This is a genomic window from Flavicella sp. IMCC45668 (assembly GCF_057219105.1).
Map to the genome: position 1 here is coordinate 1,492,824 of NZ_CM170114.1, position 26,505 is coordinate 1,519,328.

Sequence of the window (26,505 nt, forward strand, 5' to 3'; positions counted from 1 at the left end):
TTTTATGGATTCAACCTTAATCGAACTAATTAAAAAACTAATGAAAAAAAACAACATTAAAAAAACATTAAACCTACTCTCTTATATCGGAATTATATTATTCTGTTTTAAAAGCCATTCACAAGATCAATCTTTTGAAACCACCGATACACCGAGTAATTGGTCAGCAGCTATTGGAACTTTAAATATTTCAAATAAACACACCAAATTAGGAGAAAAATCTTTGCAATGGAACTGGACGGCTAATGATATACTAACAGTATCCAATCTTCATCAAAATGGCTTAGTAAAAGACGAAGTTTTAGATTATTATAAAAACATGTTTAGAATGTGGATCTACTCAGAGCAGGCTATTCCAAATGATGTTTTTGAAATAATTTTTTTAGACAATGAAGATAATCCTCAATTTTTTTATGACTTCTATTTAAATTTTACTGGCTGGAGGGCAGCCTCAGCGAGTTATAGAAATGAAATGCAAGGACCAAAAAACAATGATGACATAAGAACTCTTCAAATTAAAGCTCCTTCTTCAGGAAGTGGAACTGTGTATTTTGATTATATAGACTACACCATGGATAGAAATACTTCTAGAGCTCCTGACAATCAATTAAAATTTATCAATGAAAATAACAACGAACATTGGGGAGATATTATCTACTTTCAATCTTTACCTAAAACCATTGCATATAATGAATCAATAACAGATCAAGAAGAAATCGATCTTGCCAAAGTGAAAACAGAATATGACAAATTTATTCTGAGTACCAAACCAGGTTCTGATGCTATAGATATTGCAGTTGCAGCCTACCTTAAGCAAAAAATTGAATTTAATAATGGGATTATTTCTGGATTACCAATATATGGAACCGATTATTCAGATAGTGAAACTATAGCGGTTGTTGACGACTTTATTCATATTCTAGCTAGAGACTATAAACACAATGGTAATAACTTAAGCCTTACTTATTTTCTGAATTCTATTAGATATTTATTGGACCAAGGATATGCTGATGGTAGTTTGGTAGAAACGATACATCATATAGGATATAGATTTAGAAATGTAGCTAAATCAGTTCATTTAATGAAAACTGAATTGGAAAATGCAGGCTTATGGACCCAAGCTCAAAAAATGGTAGAATGGTATGCAGCAGTAGATATTATTTGGCATCCAACAGCTCATGAAAGTAATATGGATGATGCCTTGACAAGGTCTCTTCCTATCTTAGGAGCGTGTTTATATAAATCAACTAAAGCAGACCAAGTTCAATACTTAAAAGGTTTTAGGAATTATGCGCAAACATGGTTAACAACCTATGCCAAAGAAAGAAATGGACTTAAAGTGGACTATACAGGCTTTCATCATCATGTTTACTACCCTCAATACGCCTTTGGATCATATAAAAGCTTGGCGCAAGCTGTAAATTATATTTCAAGTAGTAGCTATGGAATTTCTTCTGAAAAAAGAGAAACTTTCAAAAATGTCTTATCAGTAGCAAGGGTTGTAATGTCAAAAGACAACTTCGGTAATTCCCTCTCTGGAAGATCCCCTTTGAATGAAATTTCAATTACAAGTGCTTACAAAAACCTGGGACTTATAGAGCCCGTAGATGAACAATTAGTGGGTGCTTACAATTATGTTCAAGGCTCTGATGATGACACAAAAAGTTACGCTACAGAAACCCCACCAAATGGTTTTTGGCAAATAAACTTCTCTAATCTTGGAGTATACCGTCAAGATGACTGGGTCGCGGATATCAAAGGGTTCAACAAGTACTTTTGGGGAACTGAAATTTACACCAAAGATAATCGATATGGCCGATACCAAAGTTACGGGGCAGTGGAAATTATGTATCCAGGTGGACATATAAACTCAGGGTTCGATATTAACGGTTGGAACTGGAACATGCCTCCCGGAACTACAAGTATTCATATGCCTTTCGATGATTTAAAGGCTGCCATAAACAGACAAGATGAAAAAACAGATTCTAACTTTGCTGCCAGCCTTCGATTTGGTTCTAAAGCCAACTATTATGTAGATGACAAACTCGAAGGAAACATTGGAATATTTGGTATGGATTTCACACAAAAGGACGTGCTAGAAAATCAAAAAGACAAAGACGACAACCCTGTTGTATCTAGTTACAACAATACTTTTACATTTAAAAAATCAATGTTTTGTTTTGATGGTAAAATTATTTGTCTTGGTTCAAATATCAATAACAATGATATCAATAACATCACAGCAACCAATCTTTTCCAAACCAAATTAAATAACACCAACACTCCCATCGTAATTAATAACACTAACACAACTACTTTTCCTTATACACCTTTACCTTTAAGTGCTGATGAGAACCACTGGATACTTGATGCTTTCAATACAGGATATTACATCAAAAAAGGTTCTGAAGTGGTAATTGAGAGAAAACAACAAACCTCTCCCATGGAAGATGGACAGTTAAATGAAGATGGCTCTCCTGTAACAACTACAGGAAAATTTGCCTCTGCCTATATCAATCATAATACCTCTCCAACCGATAAAGGCTATGAATATGTAATTATTCCTGGAAGTAACTCAGAGGAAATGCAAGAATTTTCAGAAAAAATGTCGAACAATGTTTCGTCCGTTTATGAAGTAATTCAAAAGGACGCCACAGCACATATCATCAAATATAATTCAAAACATGGATATGTTTTATTTCAAAATGGAGAATACGGAGATGCCACTCCAATTAAAAGTAATGACACCCCTTGTCTTGTAATTACCGAAACGGCAGGAAATAATTTAAACCTATCATTAGTTCAACCAGATTTAAACTTTGCGACAGACTATGGTGCAAGCCAATCCATAACAACAACATTGGTGCTTAATGGAGATTGGACCTTAAATACTTCATCAGGAGGTAATGTTCAAATTACTGCAGGTGTCAATGAAACTACTCTAAAGGTTGATTTAAAAGATGGATTACCTGTAGATATTGAATTGTATTCCGGTGTTTACAACCCTTTTTATCCTTCTTTCTTTTATGAAGATTTTAGATATAATAGTGGCAATAGAGGCTACAATGTTCAAGTAGTAAAAAACACAAACGGTCAATTAGAATCTAAATTGGGAAAAATTATATCAGATATAGTAGACAATCAAGACTCCAATGGAGAATTCAATGAAGTAAGATCTACAGTAAGAATTCCAGACAATACCTCTAGAGATCAAAAAGCTATTTCAATTGTAGGTGCTACCTCAGGACAAAATTATGAATTGGAAGTATGGATTCCATTAACTTCTGTAGATTTATCAAGTAACAACCCATATATCGACGTATCAGACACAAAGAAATATGTTTCTTTTTGGACAGAGTCTAGGTATGCCAATGGTGGGTCATCTGCTTTAACGGTGCACATTTCTACTGATTATACTGATAATGTAATAACAGCAAATTGGACGGATGTAACCTCTCAGTTGGGTAATATTGCAAAAAACGATAACAACAATGACCAAATATATTTAAAATCTATCTTAGATATTTCTAATATCGACAGTTCTAATTTCACGCTGGCCTTTAAATATATAGGTAATAACACTCCTCACTCTTCTAGTAATAGAAATGGAACTTTCTATATTTCTGATGTAAACTTCTTTACAAGTTCTGAAAACTTAAGTGTCGATGATGATACTTTTCAAACTGCACTTACAATATACCCCAATCCAGCTAGTTCATATATCAATCTATTAGTGGGAGATTCCAATTCAGAAATAACTTTTGTCGAATTACATAATAGTCTTGGTCAAAAAGTCTACACTCAAAACTCTTCCGAAACAATTTCGGTTATAAATTTCAAAAAAGGTCTTTACTACCTTACGGTTCATCTTTCAAATGGCGCCATTTTGACTAAAAAAGTCTTAATCAATTAAGCTTCTGAAAGCCTCATAGAAAAAAAACAATTTTCATGAGGCTTTTTTTAATTCGAACAATTAACCCCTTCAAAAGGAAGAATAACTCCCCTATTCTTAAGATGTAAATGAAATAATTTTACATCATATAACCAATTAAGTATTCTATTATGAGAAAAATTACATTAAACACAATTCTATTTTTTTGCCTAGGACTTTTTTCCTTTATGGGGTCCTCACAAACTTCTTTTTACTACGAAGATTTTAGATATGAGAATGAAGGTAGAGGATTCACAATTCAAATTGTAACGAATGTTGGCCAAACTGCTGCTGACATTGGTAAAAGAGTTGGTGACATACCTGATGCTGATGATACTGATCCTGTATTCACATCTAGACCTACAAATAGAATACCTGAGGAAACTGAAAGAGACCAGCGAAGTATTTCATTTAAAAATGTTACTGGAAGTCCTGCTGATACGAACCATGAAATTGAGGCTTGGGCATTGATGACATCTCAAGACCTTACAAATACAAGTTCTCCAAGTGTTTCATTTAGAACACAACAGAGATATGCTATAGGTGGGAATTCAAGTCTTACTATATGGGTTTCTACAAATTACACACACGGAAATGCCCCGAGCACAGCAACTTGGACAAACGAAACATCAAATATTACCGGTGAAATCGCTACCTCCGGTTTAAAAGGAGAGACTTTTGTTTTGGGAGAGCTAGATCTTTCTTCTTACACAAGTAGTTCAAACGTTACCGTAGCTTTTAAAAATGTAAGTGACAATTCTCTTTTTGTTTCTAATGTAAATACTCATGGAACATTTTACATTGCGGACGTTAATTTTCAATTAAATCCTACTGATGTAATTCCTGGAACAATCACATTAAATTCTAATATTTCAGGACAGAGTTCGATTTTTGACGAACCATATGCTAGCTCAGGAAACAACAGTACTAACTTTGATCCAAAATATTTTGATCGTATTTTTTCTGTCGATAATTATGCAACACGATTTATTTCTGGACAAACTATCCCGGTAAATGAAGGCCCAGTATTTAAAGTATCTATAGCATACAATCCAATTATAGTATCAGAATTTAAATATACGGTTAGAAACGCAGCAAAATCTGGTCTAGAACCAACGTCTTGGAAGATAGAAGCAAGTAATGATGAAACGAGTTGGACAGATGTGGGTGGAGGAGCATTTACACCAACACAAGATTCTGCCAGTGATGCAGCAGAACAAACTAGAGCTATTAACACTAATAATGTTTCATACAGATATTACCGAATGGTACTAGCTTCTGAACTAACAGCTGCGAACAATACCGGCTTCATAGAGTTTCAAGAAGCCAATTTCACAACAATAGAAGCCACTGCTAGCACTAAAACACAAGCGCTAAATAATAAAACAAAGGTATATCCAAATCCTGCAAGTACAAAATTATACATTCAAGAGATGTCTGATGTTACTATTCGTACAATTCGTCTAATTGACATGACTGGAAAATCTATTTTTGAAGATAGCTACAAGGATCATATAGATGTTTCTAATTTCAAAAAAGGAATTTACATTCTTCAAATAACAACAGACAATGGAGATAACTTTTCTGAAAGAGTTGTTATCAATTAAACTAAAAAACACAACCTCTCTAATAAAACTCCTTGATTTTAATCAAGGAGTTTTTTATTTTAGTAGGGAGACAAACACATGTCAAAACCATAATTACCAAAGCATTACGTATTAATTGAACAGAATACCCCTTAGGTATGAACAATTACTCCCTCATCATTAACAACAATATGCTTTAGTTTTATAACATAATCAATTCCAATATTTTATGAAAAAAATTACATATACATTATTCTTCCTTTTACTTCTTTCAACAGGAACGTTTTCGAGCTTTGGGCAGGTTGAAAATATTGTGGAATACAACGATTTCCAATTTGACACCAATTCTGGTTTTACAAGTTTTGTAAGTCATAATCCAAACAATGTAGCAACAACTACCTTAATAAAAAGAACCGCTAATTTACCTACGGATGACATTGATGCTCCTGGCACTAGTAATTTGGGTTTCACTAGACCTACCAATAATTTTGGCCATTTTACAGATATTAGAACTGCCAAATCCATTAAACTTTCTGGGAATAGCAGTACAGAAAATTATGAGGGAATCAGTTGGGTGGTTACTCAAAGTGTTGATATTTCAAAATTTATTGAAATATCAGTGTCCTTTGCCTCTCAGAACCAGTACCACGAAGGTGCAGATGATGAAGATTTTCAAGTTTTGATTGCCTTTAATTACACTGACGGCGCAGATCCTTCTACTGTTACTTGGACAGACGTGACTGCAAATGTTATCGATATAAATGGAACCTTTGCGAACGATGGTAATTGGGCATATTCTAAATTGGATCTTACGGATCACATTAACACTTCTGGTGCGGATAAATTTGTATTGGCCTTTAAATACACTTACCACGACGACGGAAACCCGTTTAGCGGTACAGAAAACAGAAACGGTAACTGGAATATTTCTGATGTTAAATATGCCTGGAACGGTTACCAAGAGACTCTAGAGAACTACACGGACGAAACGAATATATGGTCTACAGAGACTTATAGCGGAGATAATGGCTTTTCTTGGACCATAGAAGGAAAAACTACGACAAATAGAATCGGTCCAACAAAAGAAATCTACATGGTAGCGGATAAAACAGGATTGACTTCAGGAACTATATCTGGTGGTATCAAATCATTTGCAGTATCCTGCAAAAATATATTTTCCACGAACTTGGCTAATTTAGAGTTGCTTGTAAATGGGATTAGCGTAGGAACAACTAGCAACACTACAAATGACGAGGAATATATTTTTAAGGTTGAAAATATAAACATTTCTGGGGATTTCACTCTAGGTTTTAAAAATGCTGACACTTCAAATGGTTCTGTGGCATTTGACAATTTAATGTGGACAACTTTCAGTGAAGTGGCCAATACAAAATCACAAGAAAAAGTTCGCTTCAGAGCGTACCCTAATCCAGCGACCAATAGATTATTTATTCAAACTGAACAAAACGTCCATATCGATCAACTACAATTAATTGATCTTACAGGTACTGTGATTTATCAATCTAGTTCAACTTCCGCTATTGATGTTCAACATATAAAACCAGGCCTATACTTAGTACATCTCACATCAAAAAAAGGTATATCTTCAAGTACAAGAATTGTTATAGAATAAATTCTTCTAAAATTTCAAAAAGCTCTCTATTCATATAGAGGGCTTTTTTTTTGACTATTCTCCCCCTTGTTGAAGACCAAAAATCCCCTCAATTCTAACACAATACTATCTTAATTTTATCAAGTACTCAATTAATATTAAATTAGAAACATGATTTATCCTTTCGTTCAAAAGCATAACCTTTTTATCAGCGTTATTTTTGCCTTGCAGACATTCGTTGTATTTTCTCAAAATAAACCAGCCGTAGAATCTTTTGAAAATAACAACTCGTTAAAATTTTATTCCCATACTAAAGGAACTAATTTGTCTCTTAGTAAAAAACATCACAAGTTTGGCGAAAATTCTTTGGAATGGTCATGGAAACAAGCAGGATCTTTCTCTACAAAAAATTTTAAGACTTTAGGATTAGAAGAGAGTCCTTTAAAATATGGAGATCATTTTCCTGCAAGTCCTACCCTCTCAATGTCCATTTACAATGAAATTGCTCAAAATGAAAAAATAAAAATTGCCGCAAAAAACCATAATAACAATGATATCTTTTTTGAGATAGAATTGAATTTTACTGGCTGGAGAACCATTTGGGTACCCTATTACGAAATGAAGGGTACAACTCCTAAAAAGGGAGAAGCCATAAATATTAGTGAATTTTCTATTAGCACCAAAGCTCCACAAGGGACTTTGTATTTTGATGACATTGTATTTTCTCAATACCAAGATGACAGACATTCCTATCCAGATAGAATTGTTCCGTTTATAAAATCTGATAAAGAGCCAGGTTCAGATCACTGGATGCCTTTAATTTCAAATATGGATTTTATTAACAAAATTCAACCTGAAGCAATAAAAAAAACTCAACTTAAAGACCTAACGAGTGTTGAAAAAAAATTAGATAATGCTATAGGTACTTATAAAAAAAGAAAAATAGATTTAGAAAAAATAAAATCTTCTTTTCATAAACTTGATTTAATTGATAACGGTAATACTATTGTTGGTCCTCCTATGAATTTCAAACAAGAACAAGTTTACTTTAATCCTAAACAGCAAGGAAAATTGAAAAATAATGAGATCAACAAACTAGGAAAATTAGTTCGAAACATTGGACAAGCCTTTTATTCAGCATCACCAAATGAAAAAAAGGAACTTGAAAGGATCTTCTTAATGGCAACCAAATACTATTTAGATCAAGGATGGCAGGAAGGAGCCTCTGGAGGTACTAGGCATCATATTGGATATAATGTAAGAGAATTAGCTGAAGGATTTTTTATGATGAGAAAAACCCTAGAAGAGGCTGGACTATTAAATGAAGTTGGTGGTAGTTTACATTGGTTGTTTAATTTAGGAATGGTACTAGATGATGAAACAAAATTCCATGTAAATCTTGATTATCTGAATACCCAAGCGTATTATCACTTACTTCTAATATTTATGGTAGATGACACCTCCAAACAAAGCACTATTTTAAAAGCATATTCCAATTATATTGGCATTACCTTAGGCCAACAAAATCAAGAATGGGGTTTTAAAATTGATGGTACCTCTTGGCACCACAACGGTCATTACCCTGCCTATGGAATGGGTGCTTTTAGGAATGTCCCGAGAATCATTCAAACTCTATCTGGAACAAGTTTTAGAATTTCGGAAGAAGGACATACAAACTTTAAAAATGCATTTTTAACAACGCGTCAATACAGTCAAAAGTTCGATTATGGTTTTGGTAATGCAGGTAGACATCCCTTAGAAAAAAGTAATATAAAATCCTTAAAATCGTCCTACTTACAAATGGCTTATTCAGGTAATCCAGAAGGCACAGAAAAGATTGACAAGGAAATTGCCAGTGCTTACCTGAGACTTTGGGGTAAAAGTGATGCCCTAAACAGAGAAACTTTTAATAAACTTAATCAGTTTCAAGAAGAAAATTTAGACGGCTATAAAACCCTACCGTATGCCGCTACAGCCATTCATAGGAGAAATAATTGGGCTGCAATTATCAAAGGTTATAGTAAATATGTTTGGGCCTCTGAAATTTATGTTGGTTCAAATCGGTATGGAAGGTACCCTGCCAATGGAACTATTCAATTATTAAATGAAAAAGGAGAATTAAAAAGTGGTTTTCAACAAAATGGTTGGGATTGGAATCGATACCCAGGAGCCACCATTATATATTTACCTTTAGAAGAATTAGAACCAAATACTCCTTTATTAATGTATCGATCTTGTGAAACTTTTGCAGGAGCTCTTGAACAAGATGGAAATGGTGTTTTTGGAATGATCTTAAATGAATCTAAAGGTTCTAATGCAGATGGAAATGAAGTCAATGTTGGTTTCCCTGGAAAATTAAAAGCAAAAAAGTCTATTTTCTCTTTCGGAAAAAAAATAATTTGTATCGGAACAAATATTTCTAGTGAAGACCCGAATCACCCTGCACAAACAAATTTATTTCAAACCGCACTAACAAAATCGAACAATGTTACCATCACACAAAAAAAGGGAAATATTACAAAACTTCCTTATGAAAGCGACTTTGGAAACTATATAATTGACCCCTATGGAAATGGTTATTATATTTTGTCTGATTCCAAAGTTGCTATGGCTAGAAAAGAACAACACTCTTTTCATAACAAATATTCCATAAAGACTGGTAAAATGGATCCAAAGGGAAAAGGACAAAAAGAAACCAAAGGAAAATTTGCCTCAGCATGGATCGATCATGGAACAACACCTAGCGATGCATCCTACCAATATGTGATTTATCCTTTTTTGAAAAAAGAAATGATGAAGAAATTTGGAAAAAATGCAAAAAAAGACAAATCATATAAAATTTTTCAAGCAAACGGAAATGCTCATATTGTAAAAGATGAAACTACCAACACCATAGCCTATGTAATTTTCAATGAAAAGGAATCTATACAACAAGGAGTTTTAGCCAATGTTTCTGCTCCCGCTATCCTAATGTCAAAAAAGCATGCAAACAACGCCTATGAAGTTTCTGTTGTACAACCTGATTTGAATTTTGAAGAAGTTAGATCAAATAGATATATCAATAATAGTAGAAAAATTGACTTAACGGTTACCTTTAAAGGTAGCTGGTCTATCAAAACTAATCCGGATATCAAGAAAGTTAGTATTGAAAATGGAAATACAATTGTAGAAATGGTTTTGCAACATGGTTTTAAATCTACATTAAAACTTGATCTTAAATAGATGTAACTGAATGAAATAAAAAAACAAATACAATCGATTGTATTATTCGGGTGCTTTTTGCTATATTTACACAAAATTAAAACGCTCCTACTCAGGAGTTCTAAACAAAACCAACAATGAAGCAAACACCTATAGCTATCCTAATGGCTATACTCCTCTTTTCTCTTTACTCTTGTGAATCGATTCAAAAGACGAAGACCATTAAGTTAGCGCACGGATTAGACATGAGTCACCCTGTGCATAAAGCCATGGAGTTTATGGCTAGTGATTTAGAAAAAAGATCTGGAGGTACTTTAGCCATCGAAATATATCCAAACCAACAACTTGGTAATGAGCGTCAAACTGTTGAACTGTTACAAATTGGTAGTTTAGGTATGACAAAAGTATCCGCTGCCATTATGGAGAATTTCGCTCCAAATATGAAAGTATTTGGTTTGCCTTTTCTATTTAGAGATCGTGCACATGCTTTTAACGTTTTGGACGGAGAAATAGGAAAAGAATTATTGGATGGAGGACAAAAATATTGGCTTAAAGGTTTAGGATATTATGATTCTGGAAGTAGAAGTTTTTATACAAAAGACCGACCTATTTCAAAACCTGAAGATTTAAAAGGTTTGAAAATTCGTGTTATGGAAAGTGTTACTGCCATGAATATGGTAAATAGTTTAGGTGGTTCCCCTACTCCAATTTCTTGGGGAGAATTATATACTTCTTTGCAACAAGGTGTGGTAGATGGAGCAGAAAACAATCCTCCTAGTTTTTATTTATCTCGTCATTACGAAGTTTGTAAATTTTATTCTTTAGATGAACATACCACAGTTCCAGATGTATTAATTATGGGGACTCATTTATGGAACAGCTTAAACTCACAACAACAAGAATGGGTACAAGCTTCGGCGACTGCATCTGTCAAGTATCAAAGAGAGTTATGGGCAGCCGCAGAAAAAGAAGCTTTGGAGGAAGTTCAAAAGGCTGGAGTAGAAATTATCAGACCTGATAAAACTCTTTTCCAAAAAAAAGTAACCTCGATGTATGAAGATTACAAAGATGAGAATGATGTATACAGTTTGATTCATAGAATTCAAGCAGTTAAATAATACTATTATGGATATTAGAAAAAAAGTAGATACTGTTTTAGGAACCTCACTTTCTGTTATTATGGGAGTTATGGTGATTAATGTATTATGGCAAGTGTTCACAAGATTTGTTATTGGGACACCTAGTTCTTTTACAGATGAACTAGCAAGATATTTAATGATTTGGGTTGGGGTGTTAGGAGCCGCTTATATTTCTGGTAAAAGAATGCACGTAGCCATTGACTTAATACCACAAAAACTAAGTGCTGCTAATCAAGCTAAACTAAAAGTTTTTGTAAATATTTTAATTATAATGTTCTGTTTCGGGGCTTTGATTGTTGGGGGAATTAGATTGGTGTATATCACTTATAGTCTAGAGCAATATTCTGCTGCCTTACAAATTCCACTTGCATTGGTTTATTTAGTAATTCCAATCAGTGGAGTCTTAATCATTTTTTACAAAGTCTCAGATATCATCAACAAACAATTATCGTAATGGAATATATACCAGTAGTCATATTAGTTTTAAGTTTTCTAAGTTTTTTATTAATCGGAGTTCCCGTAGCATGGAGTATCGCTATTTCATCGCTACTAACTATGTTTGCTAGTATTCCTGTTTTACCAGCACTCACAACGGTGTCTCAACGAATAGGAACAGGTTTGGATAGTTTTGCTTTATTAGCCATACCATTTTTTGTTTTGTCAGGTCAACTCATGAACAAAGGAGGAATTGCACATCGATTGATAAATTTTGCAAAAACCTTAGTAGGCTCTCTTCCTGGAGGATTAGCCTTGATCAATGTAATTGCGGCCATGCTAATGGGTTCTATAGCTGGTTCTGCCATGGCATCTGCTTCTGCAATGGGAAGTATTTTAGGACCAGAAATGGAAAAAGAAGGATACTCTAAAGAGTTTGGAGCTGCTGTAAATATTACTTCGTCAACCATAGGTTTGATCATCCCGCCAAGTAATGTACTAATCGTATATTCTCTTGCTAGTGGAGGAGTTTCTATTGCTGCTCTTTTTATTGCTGGGTACATACCTGGAATATTAACGGGGCTGTTATTGATGGTTGTCGCTTCCTTTTGGGCAAAGAAAAAAGGATACAAACTAGGAGAAAGAAGTACTTTTAGAGCTGTAGGAAAAACTTTTATTGAAGCTTTCCCTAGTTTAATGCTGTTAGTAGTCGTTATTGGTGGAATTGTTGTTGGAATTTTTACCGCAACAGAGGCATCAGCAATTGCTGTTCTGTATACTCTTATCCTAGGATTTTGGTATAAGGAAATTACCGTAAAAGATTTACCTCAAATATTATTAGATTCTTGTGGAACTACAGCAATAGTAATGTTGTTGATTGGTGCCTCAATGAGTATGTCTTGGGTAATGTCATATGAAAATATTCCTCAGAATATTTCTGAAGTTTTACTAGGAATTAGCGACAACAAAATTGTTATCCTATTAATCATAAATTTCCTTTTACTATTCGTTGGTGTATTTATGGACATGACTCCTGCTGTTCTTATTTTTACTCCAATATTTTTACCTATCATTACCAAACTCGGAATGGACCCGGTACAATTTGGTATCATAATGGTTCTAAATTTATGTGTCGGACTTTGTACACCTCCTGTGGGTTCAGTTCTATTCGTTGGGGTGGGAATTGCAAATACAACTATTGAAAAGGTAGTAAAACCATTATTACCATTATTCTTAGCCATGATTTTAGCATTAATGTTGATCACATATATCCCAGCATTAAGTTTATGGTTACCTAGCGTATTTGGATTGTAATAATCCATTATCCGTTCAAAACAAAAGCCTTTCAAATAATTTGAAAGGCTTTTGTTTTTTCCTAAAATCTCATCTTAAAGTGAGAATTGTATTCCAAAATATTTACTTTTATTTTATTCATAAAAAAAGCCCCTTCAAAAAATTGAAGAGACTTATATAATTTTACCTAATAATTAATATTCAATACTAATATCAAGATCTTCTAAGGCCAGTTCGTAAGCTCTTATTCTATCAACATTATGATTCATGTATTGTTTTGCCAAACGAATCAGTGAAGATCTTTGTTGAAATTTATCTGAATGTAATAAAAATTCAATAATTTGATTTTCTGCAGTCATTATTGTTTCCTCTTAATTAAATATTTCAGTTACATCAAAATGAAACTCACTTTCGATAAAAGCGTTTTCATTTGAATCAGAGCCATGAATTGCGTTTTGAGAAATAGATTCAGCAAATTGACTTCTTATCGTTCCTTCTAGAGCTTTTTGAGGATCAGTTGCACCAATTAATGTTCTGAAATCATTTACTGCATTATTTTTTTCTAAAACAGCGGCTATTATTGGCCCGCTAGTCATGTAAGCAATCAATTCGTTGAAAAACGCTTTACCCTTATGAATCTCATAAAAATCAGAAGCCTTTTGTTCGTCCAATTGAGTTAACTTCAAAGCTACCACCTTAAAACCGGCTGTATCAATCTTATTTAAAATAGGCATCATATAACCTTTGGCTATTGCATCTGGCTTTAGCATTGTAAACGTTCTATTTGTAATCATTTATTTTCTTAATTTAAAACCCGTGATATTGATAATCATGCTAAAATCTAACTTTCTTTTATTCTATTCAAAACAGGACCTCTGATACATTAGGTCCTATTTAATTAAATGAGGTTGAAAAGCTCCTGTTTCTTGACAGCAAATTTGCTCCATTACTTGTAACAATTCTCTTTTCATTAAAGAAATTGTATGATCACCTCCTTGTTTACCTAAAGCACCTACTCCATACATAAAACTTCTTCCCATAAAAGTAAAATCTGCTCCACTAGCCATTGCTCTAGCAATATCCGGACCTCCTCTCAAACCAGAGTCAACCATTATTTTTATTTGATCACCAAACTTCTCTGCTAAGTTGGTCATTGGAACGATAGAAGATTGCCCTGCATCTAACTGACGCCCTCCATGGTTGGAAACAATGATTCCATCAACTCCCAAATTTATTGCTTTTTGCGCATCTTCTTCACTTACAACTCCTTTGATAACCAATTTCCCTTTCCATTGTTCACGAATAGAAGCAATTCTTTCTTCATTAAGTCTTCCTGAAAATGTTGCATCCATAAATTCACCTAACTTTTTTAAATTTAATCCTTTAGGCATATATTTTTCTAAAGTTTTAAAACTAGGTTGCCCATGAATTAAGGTCTGTAAAGCCCAATCAGGCTTTTTCATTACTTCTATGATATTTTTAATACTCATACTTGGAGGCATTGCCAATCCATTACGAACATCTCTAGGTCTATACCCAAAGGTAGGCACATCTGCCAAAATAACTAATACATCTGTACCTACTGCGGCAGCTCTATCTAACAAATCTCTTTTTACAGATTCCTCAGCAGGATGGTACAACTGAAACCATGATTTTCCTTCTGTAATTTCTGCAACACGTTCAATACTAGAAGTAGTTACAGTACTTAAAATAAACGGGATATTATGTTCTTTTGCTGATTTGGCTAGGATTTCTGGAGCATTTGGCCACATCAATCCTTGAAGCCCAACTGGAGCAATTCCGAACGGAGCATCATACGTATGTCCAAATAATTCAGTTTTCATTTCTGACTTTTCAAAACTAGATAAATACTGAGGCATCAATTCTATCTTTTGCAAATCAGTTCTGTTTTTATCTAAATTGATATCTTCATTACAACCTCCATCTAAATATTCAAAAGCAAATTTTGGCATTTTTACCATTGCTCTCTTTCGTAAATCGTCTACCGATGGATATTTGGGATTGATTGTTAATTTCATTTTGGTTTATGTTTATATCGTTTTTGACAATAATGTCTTCAAAATTAAGAACTAGCTAAAGAACAACTATACTTTACAGTTCTGCTTAATGATACTTATTTCACGCGTTTCTATTTTACTCTTTTAAAATACCATGAATAATTTCACAATACAATATTATTGCTTTTAACACCTGGAGTCTCCCTAATATTTGATCCATATTGATACTTTTTTTGCCTAATAACACACAAACAACCATAAACTGCAATTTTCAGTTTCATTTTATAAAATAAAAAGGTTTGCCCTTTCCAACAAACATTAGAAAAAACAAACCTTTACGCTTAAAACTAAACTAAATACTATTATTGATAAGCTATCACATTTTGCTTAGAGACTCCCAAACCTTCAATTCCAAGCTCAACTACATCACCTGGTTTTAAGTACAATTCGGGTTTCAATCCCATCCCAACTCCAAATGGAGTTCCTGTTGATATAATATCACCAGGTAACAATGTCATGAATTGAGAAATATGACTTATTGCCTCTTGAATATTAAAGATAAAATCTGAAGTAGAGCTATTCTGCATCACTTTTCCATTTAATTTCAACCAAAGATTCAAATTATTAGGATCTTCAATTTCATCCGTTGTTGCGATAAAAGGACCTATCGGAGCGAAGGTATCGCAACTTTTTCCTTTTACCCATTGCCCGGAACGCTCTAATTGAAAAGCTCTTTCACTTACATCATTGTGCAATACATAACCTGCTATATGATCTAACACTTCATCTTTCTCTAAATAAGAAGCTTTTTTTCCAATCACAACAGACAATTCAACTTCCCAATCTGTTTTAGTACTCCCTTTAGGAATCATAATATCATCATAGGGCCCAACCATCGCTGAGGTTGCCTTGAAAAACAATACAGGCTCCTTAGGCACTTCCATCCCTGCTTCCGCCGCATGTTGTGCATAATTCAATCCAACACAAACTATCTTAGAAGGCCTTGTTAAAGGAGCTCCTAACCTAACCTCATCCTCTATTTCTGGACAGTTAGCCTCATTGACTTCTAACCACTTTTTTAATTTAAGAATCCCATCATTTCCAAAAAAATCCTCATTATAATCTGAACCAAATTCAGAAACATCAATTTTTTTTCCGTTTGCTAATTGAACCCCCGGTTTTTCGTCACCAACAGCTCCAAATCTAATTAATTTCATATCGTATTATTTATTTTATTATTTTCCATTTAATGTTACAAAGCCTCCATCGATTGGGTAATTTGATCCTGTAATAAAACCTGCCTCATCAGAACACAAAAACAAAACCAAATCTGCAATTTCCTGAGTACTTCCCATTCTACCTATAGGCTGTGTTTTAGATAATTTCTCAAACATTTCTTCCTCTTCTCCAGGATAATTCTTTTTTATAAAGCCATCTACAAACGGTGTATGAACCCTACCCGGAGCAATACAGTTACATCGGATTCCATCCTCTATATAATCCTTTGCAATAGAGTATGTCATGGTCAATACAGCTCCTTTGGACATTGAATAAGCAAACCTATCGTTCAACCCTACCGTAGACCCAATAGAAGCTAAGTTAAGAATAACACCTCCACCATTTTCTTTTAAAGAAGGAATACTTGCTTTGATACAATTATAAACCCCTTTGATATTCACGTTATACAATCGATCCAAATCTTGTTCCTCTACAGCTTCAATATTCCCTACATGAGCAATTCCTGCATTGTTTACTAATATTGAGATACTCCCTTGATTTGAAATACTCTCAATAATTTCGTTCACATTTTTCTGATTCGATACATCACATTGATGTGCTTTACCAACACCTCCCAAGCTCTCAATTTCAGCAATTGTTTCCTGAGCCCCCTCTAAATTAAAATCTAATATATGTACCTGAGCGCCTTGTTCTGCGAAAGTGAGCGAAATAGCTTTACCTATTCCACTACCTCCACCAGTAACAAGAGCTATTTTATTTTTTAAACTAAACTTCATAGTGTTCTGATTATGTTATTCTGATATCTATAGAGACATTCCTCGTTTCCAAGGAATAAAATCATCTTGCCCTAGCAACCTTGCTTTGGTTTGTTCTCCACTTGCTACCTTTATGATATATGCTAATAATTCTTCTCCTGTTTCTTTAATATTACTGGTTCCTTCAATAATATTCCCTGTATTAAAATCTATTATATCATTCATTTTTTGATACAATTTTGAATTTGACGCAACCTTTATAACAGGTGTAATCGGATTCCCTGTGGGGGTACCCAAACCAGTTGTAAACAAGATAACATTAGTTCCTGAACCAGCCAAACCCGTTGTTGATTCCACATCATTTCCTGGTGTACAGAGTAAATTCAATCCAGCTTTTTCAACTTGCTCTGTATAATCTAGAACATCTTGAATTGGAGATGTACCTCCTTTTTTTGCGGCACCAGCAGATTTAATGGCATCCGTTATCAATCCATCTTTAATATTTCCAGGAGATGGATTCGCATAAAATCCAGCTCCCAATGCATCAGCTTTTTCACTGTAAACTGACATTATTTCTGAAAATTTATTTGCTATTTTTGAATTTGAACACCGGTTGATCAATTCTTGTTCAACACCATTTAGTTCAGGAAACTCAGACAAAACCGTAGCACCCCCTAGGCCAACAATTAAATCAGAAACATATCCCAAAGTAGGATTTGCAGAAATCCCTGAGAATCCATCAGACCCCCCACACTCCAATCCAATTACCAACTTACTTAATGGAGCCGGTTTTCTTTCAATTTTATTTGCTTTTATAAGACCAATAAATGTTTTTTTAATGGCTTCAGAAACTAATTCTTTTTCTGAAATACTTTGTTGCTGCTCTAAAACATACATTGGTTTACTAACCCGAGGTGACATTTTCTTCAATGCTTTTTGTAAAATAGTTGCCTGAGCATGTTGGCACCCCAAACTTAAAATAGTTGCACCTGCAACATTGGGATTATTGATATAACCTGCTAATAAATTACATAAAGTTACCGAATCTGATGTAGCACCCCCACACCCACCTTCATGGGTTAAAAACTTTATTCCATCAATATTTGGAAACAGCGGGTTTTTATAAAAACTATGATGGCTAGTGATAATATCCTGCTCCAATAATTGTGACTCAGTAGCACCATTTTTATAACTCTCAATAAGACTTTTGACATCGTATTGTGCTCCTTGCTTTTGGGAAAATCCTAATTGCTCGACCAAAGAATCTTTTAATACTTCTACATTTCTATTTTGACAAAAAACCAAAGGTATGATCAGCCAATGATTCTCTGTCCCAACTTTCCCATCTGCTCTATGATAGCCATTGAATGTTTTATGCTCAAACCTAGAAATATCAGGAGCATTCCAATCTACCGTGCTATCAGTATCGGATACAGCATATTTTTCTGTATCGTGTTCCAAATTGGCAGTACTGATCAAACCTCCTCTAGGAATCAATTTAGTTGCTCTTCCTACCAAAACCCCATACATATAAACTGCATCACCTTTATCTAAAGCCGTTATACTAAATTTATGTTTTGCTGGAATATCCTCTTGAACACGATAAGAAAAATCCTCAAAAATCACCTCGGTTAACCGCGACAAATCTGTCAACGCGACAAGAACATTATCCTTTTTATGAATTTGTAAAATCTGCTTGCTATTTTCCATAACATTTATTCTCATTTGATATGAGACAAAATTAAATGGAATTAGCATGTGCATGTTATAGCAATATAGCTAAACATGATACTATTATTGCTTTAACTAAAAGAAAACAAAAACTTAAGCAATAATACCTTTATAAAGATCAAATATTATTCGTTTTTACGTTGTAGTTTTTTAAGTAATCCGATGGAGTACAATTCATTACCAATTTGAACTGTCTATTAAAATTTGAAATATTATTAAAACCTGATTCATAACAAACCGCTGCAATATTAAAACGCTTTTCCATCAATAATTTACAAGCATAACCAATTCTAATTTCAGTCACATACCTAGAAAAAGTTTTTCTGTTCACACGCTTAAAATAACGACTAAATGCTGAAATATTCATATGTGCAATATTGGCCGCCTCTTCTAAATTTATTTCCTTATTGAAATTTTTAAAAATATACGCTTGCACTTTATCTTGAATTTCACTTTTGGTTGCCTTGAAAGAATTTACAAAACCATCACTGGCAAGCTTTTTTATGTTTTTGTGTTTCGCTAATTTATCTAGAATCATCAAAAAAGAAATCGTTTTTTGAAATCCCTTCATTTCCAGCATTTCCTGAATTTCATCAATTATTCCCTTTCCTACATTCAAGAACTTTAATCCACACTTTGATCTTTCAAATAATTCCAAAAGATGAATCATCTCTGGCGTTTCAAAAAAAGCTTCTCCTAAATAATTCTGTTTAAAATGGATTGCAATTGCTTTTGCTGCTTCCTCTTTGTCCTGGTTAAAATAATTTTCATCATTCAACCACATATGAGGTAAATTTTTGCCAATAAGTACTACATCACCTACTTCAAATTTTTCTATGCTATCTCCCACAAAACAGGTTCCTTCACTTTTTAAAATCACCACGAGTTCCAATTCTGGATGATAGTGCCATATTTTCAAAAAATAAGGATATTCATTTACTTTAGTCGTAAAAGAACTATTGCTAATACTGCTTCTATCTAAAAGGTGAAGTTTCATAAAACAATACTAATTAAACTCTTGCATTAAAAAAAATAATCATGAAGCAAAAATAATATTATCAAAATCAAATAACTGATTTTTATTTTAATCTAGACTAGGTTTCCAGGTTCTCACCCAATCATAACTAGTGGTTCTCTCTTCCTCTGAACCCGTCATGCCACCATTTAGCGGAACAGGATTCCAATCGTAAGTTTCAGTTACTAATCGTAGATACATCGCTAAGTTGAATTTTTCAACTGGGGTAACTGTTTTTAAATAAATTCCATCTAAAAAAAATAGTATTTCTGTTGGGCTTTTCCACCAAGCGGCATAAATATGGTAATTTTCATAAACAACACCACAAGCAGCAGAATTGCCAATGGAACCTTCTATCGTTTCATCACACTCTGCATTTCTACTATGCGTATTAGAGTGCATCTCTTTATCAAATCCTTGAGCCCATCCTGCATCCGTTGTAACTTCTCCAACACATTCTTGAATATCTAGCTCAGTTGTTCTTCTATCACAACCAACACCTTCATTTTTTGTATTGATCAACCAAAATGTTGAGGACATAAAAGTTTTGTTCGCCTTCATTTTACATTCAAAATACATTCCTACAGTTGCTGTTTCAACAGATCTTATTAACCCGCCGGCATGTGTGTAAGTATTTCCGTTCACGATTTCCTCTTCCAGTAGCAAATAATTGGTAATTTTTAAATTTCCTTCTGCTACTGAAATCGCTTCATCTTTGAAAATAGCCGGAGGCCTCCCTACCCATGTACTTACCCGTGATGCCCATTTCTCTGTATCCAAATTATTCTGTTCAAACTCATCAGATAAATTTGTAACCTTTTCCCAAGTTCTTCCGTCTGATAAAGGATTCTGCCCTTCTTCAAAATAAGGTGTTTCTTTTGGATCAGGTTCTATCGGTGGTTCTACAATGGTATTGTCATCATTGGAACAACTAAAAAATAATAGGAATAAAAATAATCTTGATACAATTTTACACATATCCCAAAGTTAAACTTTTCGTTTTAAATCATTAATGCACTTCTTAGATAAAAACTATTTTTCAAAACACGAATATGGAGATACCTATCCCCCCTTTTTTTACATCATAAAAAAACAGCTTACTAAATTTATAGTAAGCTGCTTTTTTCATAGTTTGATATAACTACCATACTTCTTTATAAACACGAAGCATATTTAATCCATATATTTTTTTAAGATCTTTATCTGAATAACCTCTTTTCCATAACTCATCTGTTATCGCAGGTAAAATTTTTGACAACTCCCCACAACCGCTTGCTCCTTTATCCATAGCTTTTATCATGTATCCATCATCATCATAACTATTAGCATTTGCTCCTACAAAACTCATTAAAATTTCAAGAGTAAACATATCATCTGTAGCAATTCCAACATGATCCACTCCTAACAATTTCACATAATAATCAATCATATCTGCACATTGCACCGGAGAAATATCATCTGGCCAAACGCCATCCATCATCCACTCAGTAAATGTTGGACTCACAACACCTCCTGATTTTGCCGCTAATAATGCTTGTTCATCTGTTATATTTCTATAACACCCTTTTTCAGTTGCGTCTGGTAAATTTTTATACAAACCTGAAGGTAAGGAATGAGAATACATAAATGGTACTCCAGGATATTTTTCTAACATGTAATTAGAAATATCCACTGCTGTATTTCTACCTGTATGACTTAAATCCACAATCATCCCCTGCTTCACCATTTCATCTACCATGGCTTTACCTCTTGAAGTCAGACCACTATCTTTTCCTTTATAATACTCAATAACACCTGAACCCATATCATAAGATCCATTATAAACTAATTGCATGCTTCCAACCCCCATTCCTTTTAAAACGGCTATTCTAGATAAATCTCCATTTAAAACGGTACTCGTTTGCGAGTTCCAAGCTACTGCGTATTTACCTTCTTTATGTGCTTTTTCAAAATCTTCATAAGAATGAACAAAAACAAATTTATCTTTTTGCTCTAACATGGTTGTTCTCCAAACACTGTACTCTTTTATAAATTGCTCCCATGTGTAATAAGTCGCAGCAAGTGTAGCTGATGCACCGGTAATTCCAGTAGCTCTAGCTCTATCCATGTAATCATGTAGATGCTTTGATTTATTCCACCCCACTCCATAGGGAGATGCAAAAAAATCAATAACGATATTATCTTTTACAAATTTTTTGGCTTTTTTAGATGCTTCCCAAGTTTTACTTTCTTCACTGTTCGGAATTACAAATGCAGTAATAGCCAAACAACTTAAACTTACAGCAATTATCTTTAATTTATTAAAATTCATACCTATAATCTTTAATTCTGTTTTTTTAAATTTATTTTTTGTTTATAAAATTCTTTATTCGCTATGTAAATAGTTTTTAGAACTTCGCAATATACAAAAGTACCCTCTTTATTTTTAAGCTCAGTCAATTTTTCTATTTGTATTTCATTCTGATTTTCAACACTAGATTTAATATACCTCAACTCATCATTAGTAAACTGAAATTCTGCATATAAATGTTCTCTTGCCGGTTTTTTAAATCGAATCGTAGCTTCTTTATCCCAAACCACATAGTCATTTCCTAAAAGATGAATTAGTTGAATCATGGGTATAGGATCTACAGCTGAAAACATACTGCCTCCAAACATAGAACTAACATAGTTTTTGTTTTTCCAACTCAATCGAATTTTCACTTTTACAAGACTTAAATCTTTTGCTGTATAAATAACCTTCCCTGTACTTCTTTTGTACATGGGAGATTTATTAAACCCAAATTTAAAAAGAGTTGCTTTTGACACAAATTTCTCTCCGAATTCTGTTAACTGCTTATAAATAGACATGGATTTAACTATTTTTATGAGGTTAAACTTAACATTTATAGATTACTAAGTAGTTAAATTTACTGCTTGTCTTGATACGCTCCAGAGGAATAAGTCAATTCGTAACTATGCGTATAAATTTCAAAAACAATCCCAAAAGGATCTTCTACATACACCATTTTAAAAGGCTTTTCTCCTGGATAATATTCTCTGATAGGCATTCTTTGCTTTCCTCCATAAGAAACTATTTTTTCGGTCAAAGCTTCAATTTCTGGGTCTTGTACACAAAAATGAAATAACCCTGTATTAAAAGGGTTGAATTCTGGAGCTTCTTTTACTCCATGCGGAAACGAAAACAACTCTACTCCAATACCATCTGAAGTTGCCATATGCGCTATTTCAAATGTTTCCCATGCATCTCCGAAAACATCAATACACATTTGTCCAATAGCTGTTTCAGCTTCTTTTTTAACCTCTGATGGCTCCATAATAACATACCACCCCATTACCTCTCCATAAAACGCCACAGCCTTATGAATATCCGGAACAGTGATACCAACATGTGAAAATGACCTAGGATATTTTGTTTCTTTCATATTACATTTTTTTTTAAGTACTCGTTAAAACTAAAAGTATATAAACTTAATCAATTCTCTTAACTTTTAGAAATTTCAAAGTAAATTCCCTCTTCTTTATCTTTAAAAAATAAAACCTAATCCTATTTCATAAATGTGATTCATAGGCTCTTGAACAGCATAATTTGTCCTGTGCTGATAATCCGCTTTTAAGACGATATTTTCCGTAGAATTATAGTTGATACCAAAAGTCCAGATACTCAAATCATTCACTGATTTTGGAAGGTTTTCCAAAACGGTTTCGATATGAAAATGTGTATTCAATCTTTCGTATCGAGTAAATAGCGTTAACTTTTGTTCTACTGCGTTGAAAAAAATATTTTCTTTTTCTTTCCTAACTTTATTTTTAATCAAATAAGGCAATACGTCACACCCCAACTCAACTAAATAACCATATACTTCTTTTCCTAATACCTGACCGATTCCAGTTGCTGATACTGTTTGTTGATAGATTTTTTCTGTATCTGTTAACTGTCCATAGGCCCCCACTCCAACAAAACTAAAATTACCTTTTTGGTAATTGGCATAAACCGAAGTAAGGTTAATCTTCCCCTTTAATTCTTTTTCAGAAACTCCATCAAAAACAGTTGCGCCTTGCCCCGAATCTCCAAAATAACCTGACAATGAAAGTGTAAGATTCGAAAATCCAGTATAATTTATTTGAGGGTTGATTGATATTGACTTCGGAGCATCCAATCGTATTTCTCTCCCTTGACGAATCCAGGTTGGACTTAAAAATTTTTCACTATTCAGTCCTTGAGAAAAACCTAAAGCATAACTCCAATTGTTAGAAACATTTCCATAGAACATAACCCCTAATTCTATCCAAGTACTAGGAATAATCAAACGTTCCACTTCCGAACGATTTACGGAGTGAAACATAACAGGCTCATCATTATTATTCACATATCCTATAGTCAAAGGGTAAAAACCAAGCCTAGCTTTTAGATAATCTTGAAATAAATAATCTACAAAAGCCTCAAAGACAAATTCCAAATGAGCTTCTTCTTGTTTGTAGTGAATGTATTCAAACTGAACCTCTGAATTCCAAATTAATTTATCCGAAATTCGATATCCAAAAAAAGTGGCAAAACGATACAAACCGGAATAATACAATTCTAAATCCCCTATATTTTTATCAATTTCCCCTTGCGATGGTACAAAATTAAATTCACCAAAACCGCTGATGGAATATCTTTTCTCAGAGAAAAATATTTTGGAGGCTGCCAATGCCAAACCAGGCTGCTGTTTCAACTCAGAAGAATTACTTTTCTGAAGAGAATCTAAGGCATGTTTCTTTTGTCCGTGAACTTCAGAAATACCAATTAAAAATAGAAAAATTAAAAAAAATCTCATTTCTAAATTTTATTTTTCAAGGTACTACATTCTTAAAAAAAGTTAGTTATCCGAATAAATAAAATTAGAAGAAATTTAATAACAAATAAATAGCACAACTTTTAAATAAAAAAGCCTCAAAACATTTGTTTTGAGGCTTTTGCGGTCTGGACGGGACTCGAACCCGCGACCCCCTGCGTGACAGGCAGGTATTCTAACCAGCTGAACTACCAGACCGTTGCTGTTAGCGGTTGCAAATTTACATTGTATTCATGTATCTCACAAACTTTTTCCCATAAAAATTATGTTTATTTCCTTCTGAAAGCGACACAAACGCATAGTTCTTTCATTTACAAATATTTAAAAAATAATATTTTTCAAAAAAAATTAACTTTCAAGATATTTCTCTACAATACGCTTGATTTTTGAATTTAAGGAGGCAATAGACCTATAGCTTGTGTGCTCTAAAATAATAATTACCGTATCATCTTTTGGATATTGAATCAAACCTGTGTTAAAACCATTCCATTTTCCATAATGATAAACTCTACCATCTTTGCCATGATCTAATCTAAAACCAAACCCATAAGGAACTTTTCTACCATATTTCGTTTCCCCATTTGTTTGCATCAAAGACACAGAAGCTTCAGATAAAAGCATGCCATTATGCAATCCATAATTCCACTTATACAAATCTTCTGTATTGGCATATATATTTTTATCGCCAACAATGGCATCATTAACGGTACCTCTAATTTTTAAATGTCTCCAACCCTTATATAGTCTATAGCCAATTAATTGGTTCTCACGTATGGTATCTTTTTTATAGCTATACACAAAAGAATTTTTCATTCCCAATGGCTTAAAAATATTTTCATGCACAAAATCAGCATAGGTCATACCTGAAATTTTCTCTACGATGGAGGCTAAAACAAAGTATCCTGTGTTGGAATAATCAAAGTTTCTACCAGCTCTAAAAAAACGAGGAGTATTTGTTTCTTCCAGTAAAGTCATCATTTCAGAATTATTTGGCGGTTCTTTCTCTTCCCATTTATGCTCTGCTACCCAAAAATATTTTGGCACTCCTGATGTATGAGTCAACAAATGCTCTATGGTAACATCTTTATAAGGAAAATCTGGATAAAATTGAGTAACCGAATCTTTCAAATGTAATTTACCTTGCTCATATAAAAGCATGATCGCTGTTGCCGTAAACTGCTTACTTACAGATGCTATTTGAAACGCAGAAGTTTGATGTAACAGTTCCTTTTTTCTAAAATCTGCAAAACCAATCTGGTTATTATAAACAATTTTACCGTTTTTTGCGACCAATACGGCGCCATGAAAATCATATCTTTTATGAATCCTTTTCAATAATGAATCCATTTTATGCCTCACCTGCTCTACTTTACTATCAGGATACTTTTGAACCACGACTCCTACTTGTCTTTTAATATTTTTAACGGAGTCTATTTCAACATGTTCAATAGAGTCTTGCGTGTAATTAGAGGTTCTTCCTAATTTCATAAATAGGAAAAGCAGGACTAGGATAACGGAACTAAATAATAAGACTTTTTTCAAAAAAAAAATAATTGAGGGGTAATGTCTCGCAAATTAACATTATCTCACGGTATTTCAAAAAAATATGCTTGTTTAACATATACACCAACATCCCATTCCTATTAAATTTCAATTATTTCTCAGTTAAAAGTTCATTTACATGGAATAATTTTTATTATGTCCTTTATTAG

Annotated in this window: 20 protein-coding genes and 1 tRNA gene; 7 read left to right on the forward strand and 14 right to left on the reverse strand. The window is 33.5% G+C overall.

What is annotated here, in order from left to right; translation table 11 throughout:
• Nucleotides 1–40 precede the first annotated feature (40 nt).
• The 7 genes from AC2DZ0_RS06480 (at nt 41) to AC2DZ0_RS06510 (ending at nt 13,218) form a co-directional block, all read left to right on the forward strand.
• Nucleotides 41–3,913: a chondroitinase family polysaccharide lyase gene (locus AC2DZ0_RS06480; RefSeq protein WP_484644454.1), complete on the forward strand. Its 3,873-nt coding sequence runs from the start codon at nt 41–43 to the stop codon at nt 3,911–3,913.
• Between the two features lie 149 nt (nt 3,914–4,062).
• Nucleotides 4,063–5,538 (forward strand): T9SS type A sorting domain-containing protein, encoded by a 1,476-nt coding sequence (locus AC2DZ0_RS06485; RefSeq protein WP_484644455.1) that lies wholly within the window; start codon nt 4,063–4,065, stop codon nt 5,536–5,538.
• A gap of 208 nt (nt 5,539–5,746) precedes the next feature.
• Complete coding sequence (locus tag AC2DZ0_RS06490; RefSeq protein WP_484644456.1) at nt 5,747–7,150, forward strand: T9SS type A sorting domain-containing protein; 1,404 nt, start codon at nt 5,747–5,749, stop codon at nt 7,148–7,150.
• Nucleotides 7,151–7,300: 150 nt separating this feature from the next.
• A complete protein-coding gene (locus AC2DZ0_RS06495) occupies nt 7,301–10,351 on the forward strand; it encodes a chondroitinase family polysaccharide lyase (protein WP_484644458.1) in 3,051 nt (1,016 codons plus the stop codon).
• Nucleotides 10,352–10,467: 116 nt separating this feature from the next.
• A complete protein-coding gene (locus tag AC2DZ0_RS06500) occupies nt 10,468–11,448 on the forward strand; it encodes a TRAP transporter substrate-binding protein (RefSeq protein WP_484644459.1) in 981 nt (326 codons plus the stop codon).
• Nucleotides 11,449–11,455: 7 nt separating this feature from the next.
• A complete protein-coding gene (locus AC2DZ0_RS06505) occupies nt 11,456–11,923 on the forward strand; it encodes a TRAP transporter small permease (RefSeq protein ID WP_484492212.1) in 468 nt (155 codons plus the stop codon).
• Entirely contained in the window at nt 11,923–13,218 is a 1,296-nt protein-coding gene (locus AC2DZ0_RS06510) for a TRAP transporter large permease (protein ID WP_484644460.1), read from the forward strand. Before AC2DZ0_RS06505 ends, AC2DZ0_RS06510 begins: the two co-directional genes overlap by 1 nt.
• 173 nt (nt 13,219–13,391) lie before the next feature.
• Here the strand turns inward: AC2DZ0_RS06510 and AC2DZ0_RS06515 are convergent, their stop codons facing one another.
• The 14 genes from AC2DZ0_RS06515 to AC2DZ0_RS06580 form a co-directional block, all read right to left on the reverse strand.
• Complete coding sequence (locus tag AC2DZ0_RS06515) at nt 13,392–13,556, reverse strand: hypothetical protein (RefSeq protein ID WP_484644462.1); 165 nt, start codon at nt 13,554–13,556, stop codon at nt 13,392–13,394.
• A gap of 12 nt (nt 13,557–13,568) precedes the next feature.
• The gene (ndk, locus tag AC2DZ0_RS06520; protein ID WP_484644463.1) at nt 13,569–13,991 is read right to left on the reverse strand and encodes a nucleoside-diphosphate kinase; all 423 of its coding nucleotides are present in this window, start codon (nt 13,989–13,991) and stop codon (nt 13,569–13,571) included.
• A gap of 96 nt (nt 13,992–14,087) precedes the next feature.
• On the reverse strand, nt 14,088–15,236 hold the full coding sequence (locus AC2DZ0_RS06525; RefSeq protein WP_484492216.1) for an alpha-hydroxy acid oxidase: 1,149 nt from the start codon (nt 15,234–15,236) through the stop codon (nt 14,088–14,090).
• A gap of 341 nt (nt 15,237–15,577) precedes the next feature.
• A complete protein-coding gene (locus tag AC2DZ0_RS06530) occupies nt 15,578–16,432 on the reverse strand; it encodes a fumarylacetoacetate hydrolase family protein (protein WP_484644464.1) in 855 nt (284 codons plus the stop codon).
• A gap of 18 nt (nt 16,433–16,450) precedes the next feature.
• Nucleotides 16,451–17,230, reverse strand: coding sequence for an SDR family NAD(P)-dependent oxidoreductase (locus AC2DZ0_RS06535; RefSeq protein ID WP_484644465.1), 780 nt, complete (start codon nt 17,228–17,230; stop codon nt 16,451–16,453).
• 27 nt (nt 17,231–17,257) lie between these two features.
• Nucleotides 17,258–18,919 carry a UxaA family hydrolase gene (locus AC2DZ0_RS06540; RefSeq protein WP_484644467.1) on the reverse strand — a complete coding sequence of 554 codons (1,662 nt, stop codon included), beginning with the start codon at nt 18,917–18,919 and terminating at the stop codon, nt 17,258–17,260.
• Between the two features lie 139 nt (nt 18,920–19,058).
• Nucleotides 19,059–19,937 (reverse strand): AraC family transcriptional regulator, encoded by an 879-nt coding sequence (locus AC2DZ0_RS06545; RefSeq protein ID WP_484644468.1) that lies wholly within the window; start codon nt 19,935–19,937, stop codon nt 19,059–19,061.
• A gap of 87 nt (nt 19,938–20,024) precedes the next feature.
• Nucleotides 20,025–20,933 (reverse strand): LamG domain-containing protein, encoded by a 909-nt coding sequence (locus AC2DZ0_RS06550; RefSeq protein WP_484644469.1) that lies wholly within the window; start codon nt 20,931–20,933, stop codon nt 20,025–20,027.
• Between the two features lie 163 nt (nt 20,934–21,096).
• Nucleotides 21,097–22,266, reverse strand: coding sequence for a dipeptidase (locus AC2DZ0_RS06555; protein WP_484644470.1), 1,170 nt, complete (start codon nt 22,264–22,266; stop codon nt 21,097–21,099).
• Between the two features lie 11 nt (nt 22,267–22,277).
• Nucleotides 22,278–22,805 (reverse strand): DUF4442 domain-containing protein, encoded by a 528-nt coding sequence (locus tag AC2DZ0_RS06560; protein ID WP_484644472.1) that lies wholly within the window; start codon nt 22,803–22,805, stop codon nt 22,278–22,280.
• A 59-nt stretch (nt 22,806–22,864) separates the two neighbouring features.
• Nucleotides 22,865–23,380, reverse strand: coding sequence for a lactoylglutathione lyase family protein (locus AC2DZ0_RS06565; RefSeq protein WP_484644473.1), 516 nt, complete (start codon nt 23,378–23,380; stop codon nt 22,865–22,867).
• 102 nt (nt 23,381–23,482) lie between these two features.
• Nucleotides 23,483–24,775, reverse strand: a complete 1,293-nt coding sequence (locus tag AC2DZ0_RS06570) for a porin (protein ID WP_484644474.1) — start codon at nt 24,773–24,775, stop codon at nt 23,483–23,485.
• Between the two features lie 142 nt (nt 24,776–24,917).
• Nucleotides 24,918–24,991 (reverse strand) — tRNA-Asp (locus AC2DZ0_RS06575).
• Between the two features lie 150 nt (nt 24,992–25,141).
• Entirely contained in the window at nt 25,142–26,281 is a 1,140-nt protein-coding gene (locus AC2DZ0_RS06580) for a serine hydrolase domain-containing protein (RefSeq protein ID WP_484644475.1), read from the reverse strand.
• Nucleotides 26,282–26,505 lie beyond the last annotated feature (224 nt).